Below are 14,526 nucleotides of genomic sequence, written 5' to 3'. Positions count from 1 at the left end.
CGTCACTCACCCGCACTTGCTGTAGCCGCACGCCTGGCACTTCAGGCAGCCTTCCTCGCGGATCACGGCCTTCTCCTCACAGACAGGGCAGCGTTCGCGGCCCAGGCCCTCCACGCTGACGCCGCTGGGGGCAGCCGGCGTGTCCACACTGGCACCGGCGAGGGGCGGCAGGCTAGCGGCGTCCATATCCTTGGCGAACGTCTCCAGGGCCACGGCGATCAGATCGGCCTTGGACCCCACCAGGCGGCCATTGTAGGAGCCGTACAGGCCGCCATTGATGCCCCGCAGAGTCTTGATGATGGCCTGGGCGGGAACACCGTGTTGCAGGGCGATGCTGACGACGCGGCCCAGCGCTTCACTATCGGCGTTTGCCTCGTCGCCCGCGCGCCCGCTGATCACCATGACCTCGACGGGCTTGCCGTTCAGGTGGTTGACCGTCACCAGGAAGGAGCGGCGGTGCCCGCTCGTCGGGTCGGTGAGTTTGACCATATCGGTGATGCCGCTGAGGCGAGCGGGGCGCTCATAGACGGGAGTCGGGGCGGAAGCGGCGGGCCGGGGGGCCGGGGCGGGAGTAGGCACAGCAGGCGCGGGGGCGGCTTCCGGCTGACGGCTGACCGCTGACGGCTGACCGCTCTCCCCCATCACCTCGGCCACGGCTTCGGCGGCCACGGGCTCCTCCACTTTCTTCTCCTTCTTCTTGCTGGTGGAGAGCACCTGGAATTGCCTGCTGCCATCACGGTAGACGGTGATGCCCTTACAGCCCGTTCGGTACGCCTCGCTGTAGGCGTCCTGCACGTCCTGCACGGTCGCGCTGTTGGGCAGGTTGATGGTCTTGGAGAGGCTGTTGGCAGCGTGCTGCCCGCCGGCGTCAAAGGCCCGCTGCACGGTGCCCTGCATCCGCACGTGATCGACCGGTTTGATGTCGTGCGCGCACACAAAGACCTGCTGTAGGGCTTCGGGAATAAAGGCCAGACCAACCACCGAGCCGTGGTTTTCGGAGACCGCCTCGGTCACCCGGTCCCAGTTCCAGCCACCCTGGCCGTCCTCCATGTTCGCGGCGGGCGGGTACTGGCTGAGGAGTTCCATGAAGAGCGGGTGCAGCAGCGCCCGGTACTCGGCGCCGATCTTGCGCCAGATAAAGGGGCTAAAGACCGGCTCGATCCCGCTGGAAACCCCCATCAGCATGGAGGTGGTGCCGGTCGGGGCGACGGTGAGCACCGCGACATTCCGCCGGGGCTGGTGCGGAATCTTTTTGGCGTTCCGCTCGTAGACCGGGTACACGCCTCGTTCCTGGCCCAGGCGCTCGCTTTCGGCCACGGCCTCCTCGCGCAGCGCGGTCATGATGTCGTGGATGGCCTGGCGCCCGGCCTCCGAGTCGTAACGCAGGCCCAGCTTGATCAGGGCGTCCGCGAGGCCCATCACGCCCAGGCCCAGGCGGCGCAGGTCCTGCGAGGCGACCCGGTTGTCCTCCAGCGCAAAGACGTTGACGTCCAGCACGTCGTCCAGAAAGCGCACGCAGGTGCGAACATCAGCCCGGAAGGCGGCGTAGTTAAAGGAGCTGCCCTTGACGTAGGCGGCGAGGTTGATCGCGCCCAGGTCACAGGGCTCGCCCACGGTGAGGGGGATTTCACCGCAGTTGTGGACATACAGGCCGTTGGCGTCAAAGGCGTGCACCGTGCTCACGGTGACGTCATAGACCTCCTCGATGCCATCGTCCACGATGGATTCGACGACAGTCACGAACCGTTCGCGATTCAGCTCGCGCCCGTAGCTTTCCAGGCAGTCCTTGAGGCGTTCGGCCTTCTTGGTGTCCTCAAACCCGATGAGCTCCGCATAGCGCCTGACGTTCTCGCCCGCGAGCACAAGCTCGTGCTGAGCCTTGTGCGCGCTCCCGCCCATCACAGGCGCTCCCGCAGCTCGGTGCTCCTGGGAGATCGTCGAGCCGATACCCAGGCGCAGCAGCATGCGTTGCACGGCCTTGAGCATCTCCAGATCAGAGTGTGCGAGGCGAACGCTCACCCCCTTGACCTGCGTGCCCTGAACGCTCCCCTTCGCATCAAAGAGACCGCGCAGGAAGTTGCAGTAAAACCCCCTCGACTGGCGCTCGATCTCGGGTGTGATGGTCGTGCGGCCTCTTCTCAGCTCCAGCGTGGTGGCAACCTGGGTGAGGCCAGCGAGTCGCAGACGACGCTGTCCGTTCGACTGCGGAGCCTGCCAGCCATGAAAGTCGCCGCGGGAGGCAAGTGGGCGAGTGGTACTCTCGGCCGCCGCCATCACAGCTTCGGTCCCGTCATTCTGTGGCCAGACGCTTAGAATTGCGCTGCCATCTGTGTCCAAGGTGCCCAGCCCCATCCGGTAGCCTTCGGCGTCGCTGCACATCCCGTCGCCGCTCCACTCCGTGATCTCACGGTGGTCGTGCAGTACGACCTTGTCGCCAGGAAGCAAATCGCCCGCGGCCACCCACTCGGTACGGGTCTTGGACCGCGTCATGGACGATACACGTAAGACCCTGTGATCGGAGGTCAGGCGCACCTCGTACCCATCGGTGGTGGTCAGGCGGACGACCGGCTTCACCCCGGTCAGGAAGAAGCCATCGCTCACGGTTGGGTAGGCGACACCGTCAATGAGCGCCTCGAAAGGCCGATGGATCAACTCGTGAACTTGGCGCGCCCCCGCGGCAGTCATCACCCAGGTGTCGGCAGTCACGCACGGATTCGTGCTCCGGATCTCGTACCGCTTCCCCAGGTTCTTCAGCGCCGAGTACTCGTTCACCCGGTCCACAAAGATCAGGCCCGGTTCCCCAGTCGCCCAGGCGTGCTGCGCGATCTGGTCCCACAGCCACTTCGCCGGAACGCCGGGGCGTTTGTCGGCGGGGTTGTAGCGGCCCTGGGGCGCGCTGCGGTAGAGCGGAACGGCGCGGGCCCCGTCCTCGGCGCGGTCCGGCAGCGCGGGCAGGCGGCCGCCGTACGTCCCGGCCTGCGGGGCCAGGTAGTACTTGCCGGGCACCTCCTGTACGTCCACATGCCACAGGGCGTCGCGTTCAAGAGCCTGCCAGAACTTCTCGGACACCAGAATGGAGATGTTGAAGGTGGAGATGTCACCCTCGGCAGCCTCGCGGTCGAGGTCCTTGGCGGTCAGGAAGTCGAGGACGTCGGGATGCTCGATCGCCATCGTGGCCATGCCCGCGCCCCTGCGTGTTCCCCCTTGACGGACCACCCGCAGCACCGGCGCGTACACGTAGCGCAGTGTATTGACCGGGCCGCTCGTCTCGCCGCCGCGGTTGGCCCACTCGAGGAAGTTATCGAAAATCTCCATCAGGAACGACACCGGGCCGCTAGACGTGCCCCCCGAGCCCTTGATGGGCGCGCCTTCGGGCCGCATCCCGCTGAGGTCGATGCGGGGTTCCACGCCGACCTTGGCGCTCTCCGCCACCGCCCGGGCCGCGTCGATGATGCCGCCCATGTCGTCGGGAACGGCCTGTACCCCGGACGGCAGAGCACGCACGATCTGCACGCCGTTCTGACGGGCCGCGGCGACGAGTTCAGGGGAGATCGCCTCACCGTACACCACGCGGGTCCAGTTGCGCACCGCGACGGGCTGCTTGTCGCCGTCGGGCTGTGTGGGCGGGCGCATCAGGCCCGCGATGAAGTCGGTCACGTCGGCGTGCGTGGCGCTCATGTACACCCAGCCGCGTACCCCCGCATCGGGACGGCTGCTCTGCGCGCGGGGCGCATACACGTCGAGGTTCACGCCGTTGCCGCCCCCCACCTTGGTGACGAGGGCGAGCTTCTTCGCCACCTCCATGATGCCGTCGAAGGAGGCGGGGTCGTGCTCGGTCGCCCCCTGCACAAAGCAGTTGAGGACATTGCCGTGCTGCGTCCCCGCGCCCGCCAGGACCCGCCCGCCGGGGCAGAACTTCTTCTCGGCCATCAGATCGAAGTATTTCTGCGCCCAGTGCTCACGTGCTTCGGGCGCTTCTGCCTGCGCCACCCAGTGGGCAATACGCCGGAACATGCCGCCAATGTCGCCGTCGCCGGGCTGCAGGTACTGCCGCCGGGCGATGTGCTGGGCGTTCTCGTCGAAGCTGCGGAGGGTGGGGTCAGGGGCAGTGGTCATAGAGGCTCCTTATAGAAAACGGCAACACAAATCCCGACCGCCTTGCGGAAGGCAGCCCGGAATGGACAGGGTGGCCCGGCACAAGGGGCCGCTCTCAGATGCCCGACTGTAACACCCTTCACCCTAATGCACAAGGACTTGTACGACGATCCGTTTTCGTGTACAAGATGTGACCCCTGGCGGCTCAGGCCAGAGGCCGGGGGAAATGTCCGCCGGGGACGGCGGCCAGGAAATCAACTCCCCCGTTCGTCCCCCCGGACTTTCCCCGCTGGGGGTATCCGCTCTCAGCCCCGTTTGATCAGGAAGCGGCCACAGGAGGGGCACTTCACGGGGGGCAACTTGCCCTGGGCGGCCTTCTGCTGCACGTTGACGGGCAGCACCACGTTACAGCCGGTGCAGCGGCCCCCACGAATCTCGACCAGGCCCAGACCCTTTTTCGCTTTGCGGATGAGGTCGTACTCCTTGACGGTGCGCGAGTCGATGCCGGCGACCAACCGGGCGCGTTCCTGGCGCGCCCCCTCCCCCTGAGCGCGCAGGCCCTGGATGCGGGCCTCGTCCCCGGCCTCGAGTTCCTCCAGACGGGGGCGCAGGGCACGGTGCTCGCCGCGCAGGCTGCTGGCTTTGGCGGTGAGTTCACGTTGCCGCTCCCGCAGGGGCACCAGGTCCTCTTCCATCTCCTCGGCTCGCTCGGACAGCATCTGGATGCGGCTGCCGTACTGCGACTGGGCGCGGGCGTCAAAGGCATTCTTGTCCTGCTCCTCTCGGGCACGGGTGATCTGCTCGCGGGTTCCGGCGAGGTCCTGTTCGAGCTGCCGGATCTGCCGCTCCACGCCCTCGAGGGTGATTTCGGTGTCCTCTAGGTCGTTGTTCAGGCGTTCCTGCTGGGCGCGGGCATCGCGCAGGGCGTCCGGGATGCTGGCCTCCTCGGCCCGCAGCCGGTCGAGTTCCAGGTCAAGCTCCTGCACGCGGTACAGGCTCTGAAGGGGTCCGGTGTCGCTCATCGGGTGCAGTGTACCCCTCACCCGAGCCGTTCGGCGGCAGGAACCGCACGGGCCGCGCCCCGCTCGCGGCGGTACAGACCCAGATAGATGGCCAGAACACTGCCCGCGTACATCAGAATCGTCCAGGCGAACAGCACGCGGAAGGCGACGTCAAAGGGCAGCGCGCCGCGCACCACGCCGCTGAGCAGGCTGCTCGCCGCCCACCCCAGATCCCAGGCGATGACGTTGACGGCGGAGTACATCGGGCGGTCCTCGTCAGGCAGCGCGGACATCGCGTACGCGCTGTAGACCGGTCCCGCCGCGTTCATCAGCGCCCCGCGCGTGAACAGGGCCACACTCACCATCCACAGCTCGGGCGCAAAGCCCAGCACGGCCAGAAAGGGCAGGCTGGCAGCCTGCACCGTCAGCACGGCGGGAAGCTGGCCTAGGCGCCGCACCAGCAGCGGTTGCAGAAGCGCCGTAGCGGCGGTCGCCAGGCTGGTCCAGGCAAAGAGGGTGCCCAGGCTCGCGTAATCGACGCGAAACTTGCCCTCGATAAAGACATTCAGAAAGGGAATCGTGGCGCCCGCTCCCAAGCCCACGAGCACGTTGGGGGCCACCAACCGCGCCATCGTCCCCTTGGCGCGCACCGTCAAAGAGCGGCCCTCGGGGCGTGGCTTGCCGCTGGAGCGCAGGAGCAGCACCGGCAGCAGGCCCGCGAGTTGAAAGGCCGCCGACACCAGCAGCGCGGCGCGCAGGGCGGGCAGGTCATCGGGAGCGGTGCCCGTCGCCGCCGCGTACACTTCGGGCACCCGTCCGCCCAGCAGGTTGCCCAAAAAGCCCGCGCCGGTCATCAGGGCGCTTTGCACGCTAAAGAGTGCCACGCGGCTGCGCTCGTCACTGTTGTTCGCCATAAAGGGCGATCCCGATACCGACAGCAGCGCCGCGCCCGCCCCCTGCACCAGGGCGCCCGCGATCGCCGCCCCCGGCCCCCCCGCAAGGCTCAAGAGCACCGCACCGATCAGGCTCAGCACGCTGCCCACCTGAATGGTCCGCGCGTTGCTGATGCGCCGCGCGAGCGCTACGGCGGGGAGGCTCAGGGCTGCCAGCGTGAGGGCGGGCAGCGCGTTGACCAGGCCTTGCCACTCCGCCCCCAGCCCGAGTGCGCGCAGGTAGAAATTCAAAAAGAGCGCCGCGAATGCCTGCGAGAGCCCAAAGGTGAAGGCGGAGGCGAGGTAGAGCCACACCTGACGGGAGAAGCGCCAGGTCACAGGTCACTCCCACTGACCACGCACCGTTTCAAGGCTCCACCCCAACACGCGGACAGAATGTTCGCATCAGGCACGCGGCACACTGCGGCCTGCGCGCCTGGCAGACGCGGCGGCCATGCAGAATCAGGGCGTGGTGCAAAAAGACCCAGCGTTCCCGCGGAAAGAGGCGCTGAAGGTCGCGCTCCACCCGGTCGGGATTGGTCTGCGTGCTCAGGCCCAGGCGGCGGGCGAGGCGGCCCACGTGGGTGTCGACCGCAATGGCCGGGAAGCCGTAGGCATTGCTGAGGACTACGTTTGCCGTCTTGCGGCCCGCACCGGGTAGGGCGACGACCGCACCAAAGTCGTTGGGCACCTCTCCGCCGTGCCGCTCGACCAGCAGACGGGCCAGAAGCGAGAGGTTGCGGGCCTTGGCGCGGTACAGCCCGACCGTGCGGATGTACGGCTCGATGTCCTCGGGCGTCGCCCGGCTCAGCGCCCAGGCGTCGGGGTACCGAGCAAAGAGGGCGGGCGTGACGGCATTCACGCTGACATCGGTGGCCTGGGCGCTGAGCACGGTGGCCACCAGCAGCTCAAAGGGATTACGAAACACCAGTTCCGTGCGGGCATCCGGGTACAGCGTTTCCAGCGCCGAGAGCACCAGCGGCGCGCGGGTTCTGGCACCGTTCGGCAGGTGGGAGGAGGGAACGGGGCGGCGGGTCACGCGAAGGAGCCTACACCGAGGCCCGCGGGGCCGTCTGTGGAGACGGTGGAGGGGAACTTCTCCAGCCCACAGCACGTAAGCTGAAGCATGAGAGCTGTGTCACTGATCCTGGGTATTCTTGCCGCGTTGGGCCTGCTGCTCGGTCTGCTGCCCTTTTTCGGGTGGTTGAACTGGATCTTTGTGTTGCCGCCCGCCATTCTCGGCCTGGTGTTCGGGGTACTGGCCCGCGACCGGGGAGCGACCACCCTGAATGTCGTGGTCGCGGCGCTGGCGGCTCTGCGGCTGATGCTGGGGGGCGGCGTGTTGTGAGAGCGAGGAGACGGCCCTTGCGCCCCTGCGGCACCTTTGCTATCTTTTTTAAGCTTGCGTGCGGGCTTTGACCGCGCCGCAGTGGGTCCTTAGCTCAGTTGGTAGAGCGGCGGTCTCCAAAACCGTAGGTCGTGGGTTCAAGTCCTACAGGGCCCGCCAAGAAAAAGCCCCGCCACGCGCGGGGTTTTCGCTTTGAAGGAGCGAACGCTCTCATAGGGATTCTGGAATCCGGCCTTTTTCCTTCTCCCGCCGGTCGGGTTTCACGGGGACGGCATCCCTCGTTCAACCAGAACCCGTATCGCCGGGTGCCGTGGCTTCTCGCAGCCAGCTCTGGAACTCGGGAAGGGCACGGTCAAAGGGCAACGCGACAATTTCGGGAACCTCGTACGGATGCATCTCCCGAATCCGGGCTTCGAGCTCGGGGTAGCGTTCCCCGGTGGTTTTGATCAGGAGCAGGGTCTCGGGGTCCTCGACGATGTCTCCTTCCCAGCGGTAGACGCTGTGGAGACCGCCAAGCACGTTCACGCAGCCCGCCAGCCGCTCGGCCACCAGAGTCCGGGCCAGGACATGGGCGCGTTCGGGGGGCACCGTGACCAGAACGACAAGTGACATAGTACCCGCAGCATACGCCGTCGCCGGGAACCTGAGGTAAGCTTGCGCAAGGCGGGCCTATGGAAGGCGCAGGGTGTTGCAGTTCTCGCTGGGCGTGTCGGGAGCCCGGGGCGAGACCACCACCTTTTCTTCGGCGCCCACAAAACCCTGACAGCGGGCCAGGATCTCCAGATAGGCGGGGTCGAAAGCGGCCTGCTCGGCCTCGCGCAACACGCGCAGGTCACGCTCGAGGTCGCGGATTCGCTGCTGTGTCTGCCGCGTCTCGCCGCTCCAGGTCACGGAGCGGTAGACCAGGTTGCCAAGCTGGAAGGTGAGCTGCACAATGCCCAGCCCTGCCAGCACGCTGGCGAGCATCAGCGTGACCGGAAGCCGCTGCACCTGCCGCCAGAACGCTCGCCAGTCCCGGCGAACCGGAGGAGGAGATGGCTCAGGCGCAGTCATCAGCGAGAAGATAGCGTGACCGGGGATGAGGAAAGAAAGCGGGGGGAGGGAACCGGAACGCCATAATGCGGGCCATGAGCCAGACCGACACGCGTGCCGCTGCCCCCCTCGCCAGCCTCGACTGGTCCCGCGCTCACCGTGCTCCCATTCAGATGCGTTACGGGGACATCGACGCGATGGGGCACCTCAACAACGCCGTGTACGTGCAGTACCTGGAAACGTCGCGCATCGAGCTAATGCGGGACCTGGGCGTGCGCGCGGAAGATGACCACTCGGTGATTGCCCGCCTAGAACTCGATTACCGCCGGGAGGTGCTGTGGGGGCAGGCCGTCGTTGTCGAGTCGCTCGTCGAGCGGATCGGCCACACGAGTTGGACGGTCCTGTCACGTCTCACCGCCGATGGGGTGCCCTGCGCCCTGGCGCGCACCGTGCAGGTGAGGGTGGACGCCGCGCACCGGCCTGTCCCGCTGCCGGAGCGCATGCGTGCCGCCCTAGCGACGCTGCTTGTGAACCCTACGGGGCGTGTGTCCGAGTGACGCGCCCCCCATACGAGGACCGGGTGCTGTACCAGGGCGACGTGTGGGTGCGCCTAGACACCCTGCCGCGCCTGCTGGCGGAAGGCTGGCGGCGCACACTCGCCGAGGGCGGTGTGGTGAGCGTGGTCCGTACCCCCTTCCAGTGGGCGATGGGAAGCCCGGTCATCGAGATCGAGACGGGCGGTTACATGGGTGACGTGGGTCTGTACGTGCCGGAGGTGCAGCTTGAAGAGGCCCTCCAGCTGTTGGGCGGCTCGCCCCCCTAACCGGCGGCGCTGGGCTACAGTGCAGGGTAGGAGACAGAGCCCCTCGGGCTTTGGAAGCGCTCCCGTTGGGCTTACAGAGGAGATGGAGGCAAGCACGTGACGCAAGCAGCAGAGCAGGCGAGTATCGGGGTGGACGTCGGCGGGACCAAAATCGCCACCGGGGTCCTCAGGGGCGGTGAACTCCACGACCGGCACGTTCAGCCCACGCCGGAGACCGGCTGGGAGGCGGTGCTGGACGCTATTGCCGCGCAGGTCAGAACCCTTCAGGCACGGCACCCGGACGCGGCGCGGGTCGGCGTGGGTGTGCCGGGGCCCCTGAACGTGGAGCGCACCCGCGTGAAGTTTGCCCCCAACATCTACGGCTTCACGGACGTGCCGCTCGTCGCCGGCCTCCAAGAGCGCCTGGGGCAGCGGGTGGTGCTGGAAAATGACGCCAAGGCCGCCGCCCTCGCCGAAGCGCACCTGGGGGCGGCGCGCGGCACGGGAAGCAGCGTGTACGTGACCGTCAGCACCGGCATCGGCGCGGGCATCGTGCTGAACGGGCGACTGTGGCGCGGTCGACACGGAATCGCCGGAGAACTCGGCCACGTGACCGTGATGCCCGGCGGACCGGTGAGCGGGGCGGGGCTTGACGGGGCGCTGGAGGCCGTGGCCAGCGGCACCGCCATCGCCCGTGACGCGAGCTACGCCCTCAACCGCGAGGTGAGCACCGCCGAAGCCTTTGCTCTGGCCGCGCAGGGCGAACCCGCCGCCCGGCGCGTCGTGACGCAGGCCCTCAAACATATCGGTGTGGCCCTCGCCGACCTCCAGAAGCTCCTCGATCCCGAGGTGTTCGTGATCGGGGGCGGAGTTGCCAGCGTCGGGGAACTGTTTTTTCAGGGGGTCCGCGCCGCTGCCGAGGAGTACGCCGGTCCCTTTGCCCCCGTCACCATTCGCCCAGCCCAGCTCGGCACCAACGCCGGGGTGATCGGAGCGGCCCTCGCCGCACAGCAGGAGGAGGCGTGACCCTTCCCCCTGCGGAGCGCCGTCAGGTCGCGCTGATCGCGCATGACCGCAAGAAGCTCGAACTCGCCCTCTTCGCCCTGGGTCACCGCGAGGTGCTGAGCCGCTTTCACCTCATTGCCACCGGCACGACGGGCGGCATTCTCGAACAGAAGACCGGCCTTCAGGTAGAGCGGATGCTGTCTGGCCCCCTTGGCGGTGACCAGCAGATCGGTGCCCGCATCGCCGAGGAACGGGTGTTGGCGGTCTTCTTCTTTCGCGACCCCCTCACCGCACAGCCGCACGAACCCGACGTCTCCGCCCTGGTGCGGCTGTGTGACGTCCACGACATCCCGCTTGCCACCAACCCCGCAAGCGCCGAGGCGCTGGTGCTGTGGTTGGCGGGGCGGCCGTAGCTAGATCACGAATTCACCCGCCCGCATCACCGGCTCGCGCTCACCCTCCCGGGTGATCCCGTCCACGTCCATCTCACCGCTGCCGATCATCCAGTCCACGTGGGTGAGGCTATCGTTGCCCCCCTTGGCCTGAAATTCTTCCAGCGTCATATCCACGCCACCCCGGACGTTGAAGCGGTAGGCGCTGCCGATGGCGATATGAGAGGCGGCATTCTCGTCGTAGAGGGTATTGAAGAAGAACAGGCCCGAGCGGCTGATCGGGCTGGAGTGGGGCACAAGCGCGACTTCACCGAGGCGGTGGCTGCCCTCATCCGTGTCGATCAGTTGCCGCAGGGTGTCCTGGCCCTGCTTGGCGGTCGCCTCCACCACCCGCCCCCCTGCGAAGCGGATGCGAATCCCCTCGATGAGCACGCCGTTGTAGGAAAGGGGCTTGGTGCTCACCACCACGCCGTCCACCCGCTCGCGGTGCGGGGCGGTCCAGACCTCCTCGGTGGGGATATTGGCGGTAAAGGTGATGCCGGAAGGCGTCTGCGCCGCGCCCCCGCCCCACACGTGATCCTCGGCCAGGCCCACCGTGAGATCCGTCTCGCCGCCGCGGAAGTGCAGGGCCGCGTACTGCTTTTCGGTCAGGAGTTCGCGGCGCCGCTTCAGGTCCGCCAGGTGCCCCTGCCAGGCCGCGACCGGATCGAGCTGATCGGCCCGGGTGGCAGCAAAAATGGCGTCCCACTGCCGCCGAATGGCCTCGTCGCGGGGCAGGCCGGGAAACATCAGCTCGGCCCACTCGGGAACGGGCGCCGAAATCAGGTTCCAGTTCAGGCGGTTGGTCATCACCTGCAGGGCATAGGGCTTGCGGTAGGCCGCGAGCGCCCGCTGATGGGCCGTCACACGGGCGGGGTCCACGTTGGCGAGCAGGTTGGGGTTCGTCGCGCGGATGGCGATCACAGCGCCGCCCGCCTCGGCGGTTTCCATCTCCGCGTCCACCCGCCAGCGGCTGATCTGCTCAAACGACCCCTCGGGCGCCCGCGTAAAGCGGGCAAGCTGCACGTCGTCGTCATCCCAGCGCACGTCCACAAAGCTGGCCCCCGCGTCGTAGGCCTCCCGCACCAGCAGGCGGGCCAGCGGCGCGGTCTCCACCGGCGCCTGTACCAGCACACGTTGGCCCGCCCGCACACCCAGGCCCACGCGAACGGCCAGACGGGCATAGTTCCGCAGCTTCTCCTCAAAGGTGAGTGGAGTCATGCCCGGCAGAATACGCCGCAGACCGCTTCCGCCGTCCCGGAGAGCGGGCCACCCTTGACCCCGCAGCGTCCAGCGTCTATTATTCTCTGCGCTGGAACCGAGGCGTAGCGCAGCCTGGTAGCGCACTACCTTGGGGTGGTAGGGGTCGTGAGTTCAAATCTCGCCGCCTCGACCAGCAGAGCTCCCTCCTCGCGAGGGAGTTTTTTTGTGCCTGCTTTGGGTGCTACTTTGCGGCCTCCTGCCGGATCCGCAGGAGCTACGCTGGGCGGGTGATCCACAAAAGCGTCAGGCGGGTCCCCCGATGAGGGAAGCGGTCTTCTATGCTCATACCTTTCCCGGCGATTCCACCGGGGCGCGCTGGCAACCGCTCAAGGACCACGCGGCCCAGGTGGCGCAACGTGCCCGGCAACACGCCGAGCCTTTTGGGGAGGGAGACCGGGCCGCGCTGGCTGGCCTGCTGCATGACCTGGGCAAATACGGCACGCTGTTTCAACGCCGCTTGTGGGGGGAAGGCCGCGGCCTCGACCACTGGTCGGCGGGTGCCTGCCTGGCCAAACAGGCCTACCACGATGCAGGGCTGGCGCTGGCCATTGCCGGGCACCACACCGGTTTGCCCAGCGGGGACGGAGACAGCCTGCGGGCCTTGAGCCTCGATCACCTGCGGGCGCAGCATCCCCTAGGCCTGCGCCTCACCGAACCCGAACCCGACCAGACCAACCTCAAAACGCTGGTGCAGCGCCTGCGAGCTGACGGCCTGACCCTGCCACCACCGCTGCCGCGTCCCCTGACACCCGGCACGACGGCTGCCCAGATGCTCGATACCCGCATGCTCTTTTCGGCACTGGTGGACGCCGACCACCTGGACACCGAGGCGGCGATGCGCCCCGACGACGAACCCCCACGGCCCACCGGTCTGCCGCTGGACGCCGCACGTCTGCTTGCCGCCCTGGAAAGGCGGCTGGCGGAACTGGCCCACGAGGAGGGCCTGCCGCCCGCTACCCGTGCCCTGCGCGCGGACCTGATGGAGGCCTGCCGCGCTGCGGGCGAGTCCGCAGACCGGCTGTGGACCCTAACCGCCCCGACGGGCAGCGGCAAGACGCTCGCCATGCTGCTGTTTGCCCTGACGCGTGCGGTGAGGCAACCCTTGGCGCGGCCCATTCGCCGCATCGTGGTCGTGCTCCCCTTTCTCAGCATTCTGGACCAAACGGCGGACGAGTACCGCCGGCTTGTGGCCGCCGCCGGCCTCAGCCCGCAGTGCCTCCTCGAGCACCATAGCCTGGCCGGAACCCAGGGCGCGGAGGACGCAGCGGGGTGCGCCGCGCGGCAGCTTGTCGAGAATTGGGACGCGCCCATCATCCTGACCACCAGCGTGCAGCTGCTGGAGAGCCTGCACGCCCACACGCCCGGCGCCTGCCGCAAACTGCACCGCCTCGCCCAAAGCGTCATTCTGCTCGATGAGGTGCAGACACTCCCGGCCCCGCTGGTGACCCTCACCCTCAAAACCCTCGCCCGGCTCACCCATGAGAAGTACGGGACGACGGTGGTGATGGCCACCGCCACCCAACCCGCCTTTGACCGGCTGAGCGAGCAGGTGCGCGAGCCTGGAAACGGCGGCTGGCAGCCCCGAGAAATGGCGCCCCCTACGCTCCAGCTGTTTGAGCGCGCGCGGCGGGTCACCCCCCGCTGGCACCTGGAAACGTCCACTCCCTGGAGGGAAGTGCAGGACTGGCTGCGCCGGGAGCCGCAGAGCCTGTGTATCGTCAACCTGCGCCAGGACGCGCTTGAGCTCGCGCAGGCGCTGTCTGATGTCCCTGGCCTACGCCACCTCTCTACCTTTTTGTGCCCGGCCCACCGCCGCGCCGTGCTGGAGGAGGTTCGCGCCGACCTCCAGGCGGGACGTCCAGTTCGGCTGGTGTCCACCCAGTGCGTCGAGGCGGGGGTGGATCTCGATGTTCCGGTGGTGTTTCGGGCCCTGGCTCCCCTGGACGCTCTCGCCCAGGCGGCGGGGCGCTGCAACCGGCATGGACGGCGGCCACACGGCACCCTGCACGTCTTTTTGCCGCAAGACGCCCGTTACCCCACTCCCGCCTACCAGCGGGCCGCTCTACTCACCCTCAGCCTGGTGCGCGAGGCCGGGGGTGAGCTGGACCTCGATGATCCCGCCACTTTTCGCCGCTTCTACGAGCGGCTGTGGCCCTATACCTCACCCGACCGGGAGGAGCTGCGGGCCGCCGTCCTGCGGCAGGATTACCCCGCGGTCGCCCAACTCTACCGCCTGATTCCCCCAAGCAGCGTGAATGTGGTGGTGCCCTACGGTGAGGGAGCCGCCCTCATCGAGGAAGCCCGGCAACAGGGCATCACCCGCACGTGGATGCGCCGGGCACAGCCCTACACCGTGACGGTGTTTCGCCGCGCCGACGGCACCCTGCCCCCCCACTGCGAGCCCGTTCACCTGCGCGGCAGGCGCGGCGCGCCCCCCGAGCCCGCCGCCACCTGGTTTGTCTGTCCCTATCCCGCAGCCTATGACCCGCAGCTTCTGGGCTGGCAACCGGACGGCGGCGGGGCCGAGCCCTTTGTGCAGTAGGTGCTGGAGAAGCGTACGTCAATTCGGTTAGCCCCTCGCGGCTGTTTGGCTGAGGAAGAGATGAGAAGGCTTTTT

Annotated in this window: 13 protein-coding genes and 2 tRNA genes; 8 read left to right on the top strand and 7 right to left on the bottom strand. The window is 67.8% G+C overall.

The features are described 5' to 3' along the window. Positions 1 to 6 precede the first annotated feature (6 nt). From EI73_RS10685 to nth, 4 genes are all read right to left on the bottom strand, one after another. Complete coding sequence (locus tag EI73_RS10685) at positions 7 to 4,116, bottom strand: LAGLIDADG family homing endonuclease (protein WP_034386615.1); 4,110 nt, start codon at positions 4,114 to 4,116, stop codon at positions 7 to 9. Positions 4,117 to 4,400: 284 nt separating this feature from the next. Further along, complete coding sequence (locus EI73_RS10680) at positions 4,401 to 5,117, bottom strand: zinc ribbon domain-containing protein (RefSeq protein ID WP_034386613.1); 717 nt, start codon at positions 5,115 to 5,117, stop codon at positions 4,401 to 4,403. A gap of 17 nt (positions 5,118 to 5,134) precedes the next feature. Continuing rightward, positions 5,135 to 6,367, bottom strand: coding sequence for an MFS transporter (locus EI73_RS10675; protein WP_034386611.1), 1,233 nt, complete (start codon positions 6,365 to 6,367; stop codon positions 5,135 to 5,137). A 28-nt stretch (positions 6,368 to 6,395) separates the two neighbouring features. Then, on the bottom strand, positions 6,396 to 7,067 hold the full coding sequence (nth, locus tag EI73_RS10670; protein ID WP_034386610.1) for an endonuclease III: 672 nt from the start codon (positions 7,065 to 7,067) through the stop codon (positions 6,396 to 6,398). Between the two features lie 87 nt (positions 7,068 to 7,154). On the opposite strand from nth, the gene EI73_RS10665 reads away from it, so the two are divergent. Both EI73_RS10665 and EI73_RS10660 read left to right on the top strand, forming a co-directional pair. Next, on the top strand, positions 7,155 to 7,376 hold the full coding sequence (locus EI73_RS10665; RefSeq protein WP_034386608.1) for a hypothetical protein: 222 nt from the start codon (positions 7,155 to 7,157) through the stop codon (positions 7,374 to 7,376). 83 nt (positions 7,377 to 7,459) lie between these two features. Further along, a tRNA-Trp gene (locus EI73_RS10660) sits at positions 7,460 to 7,535 on the top strand. A 123-nt stretch (positions 7,536 to 7,658) separates the two neighbouring features. Here the strand turns inward: EI73_RS10660 and cutA are convergent. After that, a complete protein-coding gene (cutA, locus tag EI73_RS10655; RefSeq protein WP_034386606.1) occupies positions 7,659 to 7,988 on the bottom strand; it encodes a divalent-cation tolerance protein CutA in 330 nt (109 codons plus the stop codon). Between the two features lie 57 nt (positions 7,989 to 8,045). Next, positions 8,046 to 8,429 (bottom strand): hypothetical protein, encoded by a 384-nt coding sequence (locus EI73_RS10650; protein WP_034386605.1) that lies wholly within the window; start codon positions 8,427 to 8,429, stop codon positions 8,046 to 8,048. A 65-nt stretch (positions 8,430 to 8,494) separates the two neighbouring features. Here EI73_RS10650 and EI73_RS10645 point away from each other — a divergent pair, with 65 nt between their 5' ends. From EI73_RS10645 to mgsA, 4 genes are all read left to right on the top strand, one after another. After that, positions 8,495 to 8,965, top strand: a complete 471-nt coding sequence (locus EI73_RS10645; protein ID WP_081909008.1) for a thioesterase family protein — start codon at positions 8,495 to 8,497, stop codon at positions 8,963 to 8,965. Further along, a complete protein-coding gene (locus tag EI73_RS10640; RefSeq protein WP_034386602.1) occupies positions 8,962 to 9,231 on the top strand; it encodes a hypothetical protein in 270 nt (89 codons plus the stop codon). The genes EI73_RS10645 and EI73_RS10640 overlap by 4 nt, the downstream gene beginning before the upstream one ends. 96 nt (positions 9,232 to 9,327) lie before the next feature. Then, entirely contained in the window at positions 9,328 to 10,236 is a 909-nt protein-coding gene (locus EI73_RS10635; protein ID WP_034386601.1) for an ROK family protein, read from the top strand. Then, a complete protein-coding gene (gene mgsA / locus EI73_RS10630) occupies positions 10,233 to 10,628 on the top strand; it encodes a methylglyoxal synthase (RefSeq protein WP_034386600.1) in 396 nt (131 codons plus the stop codon). Before EI73_RS10635 ends, mgsA begins: the two co-directional genes overlap by 4 nt. On the opposite strand, the gene EI73_RS10625 is transcribed toward mgsA, so the two are convergent. After that, positions 10,629 to 11,867 carry an aminopeptidase gene (locus EI73_RS10625; RefSeq protein ID WP_156103516.1) on the bottom strand — a complete coding sequence of 413 codons (1,239 nt, stop codon included), beginning with the start codon at positions 11,865 to 11,867 and terminating at the stop codon, positions 10,629 to 10,631. Positions 11,868 to 11,965: 98 nt separating this feature from the next. Here EI73_RS10625 and EI73_RS10620 point away from each other — a divergent pair. Together EI73_RS10620 and EI73_RS10615 are read left to right on the top strand one after the other, a co-directional pair. Further along, positions 11,966 to 12,042, top strand: a tRNA-Pro gene (locus EI73_RS10620). A 126-nt stretch (positions 12,043 to 12,168) separates the two neighbouring features. Beyond that, a complete protein-coding gene (locus EI73_RS10615) occupies positions 12,169 to 14,451 on the top strand; it encodes a CRISPR-associated endonuclease Cas3'' (RefSeq protein ID WP_051935489.1) in 2,283 nt (760 codons plus the stop codon). Positions 14,452 to 14,526: the final 75 nt, after the last annotated feature.

The organism is Deinococcus sp. YIM 77859, assembly GCF_000745175.1.
GTDB lineage: Bacteria > Deinococcota > Deinococci > Deinococcales > Deinococcaceae > Deinococcus.
Note: the sequence above shows the minus strand (reverse complement) of the source record. Positions and strands in the feature narration are given on the sequence as shown.

What these genes read in the sequence shown, in the direction of transcription:
- EI73_RS10685 (WP_034386615.1), bottom strand. Translation starts at nt 4,116, where the DNA reads ATGACCACTGCCCCTGACCCCACCCTCCGCAGCTTCGACGAGAACGCC.
- EI73_RS10680 (WP_034386613.1), bottom strand. Translation starts at nt 5,117, where the DNA reads ATGAGCGACACCGGACCCCTTCAGAGCCTGTACCGCGTGCAGGAGCTT.
- EI73_RS10665 (WP_034386608.1), top strand. Translation starts at nt 7,155, where the DNA reads ATGAGAGCTGTGTCACTGATCCTGGGTATTCTTGCCGCGTTGGGCCTG.
- cutA (WP_034386606.1), bottom strand. Translation starts at nt 7,988, where the DNA reads ATGTCACTTGTCGTTCTGGTCACGGTGCCCCCCGAACGCGCCCATGTC.
- EI73_RS10650 (WP_034386605.1), bottom strand. Translation starts at nt 8,429, where the DNA reads ATGACTGCGCCTGAGCCATCTCCTCCTCCGGTTCGCCGGGACTGGCGA.
- EI73_RS10645 (WP_081909008.1), top strand. Translation starts at nt 8,495, where the DNA reads ATGCGGGCCATGAGCCAGACCGACACGCGTGCCGCTGCCCCCCTCGCC.
- EI73_RS10625 (WP_156103516.1), bottom strand. Translation starts at nt 11,867, where the DNA reads ATGACTCCACTCACCTTTGAGGAGAAGCTGCGGAACTATGCCCGTCTG.
- EI73_RS10615 (WP_051935489.1), top strand. Translation starts at nt 12,169, where the DNA reads ATGAGGGAAGCGGTCTTCTATGCTCATACCTTTCCCGGCGATTCCACC.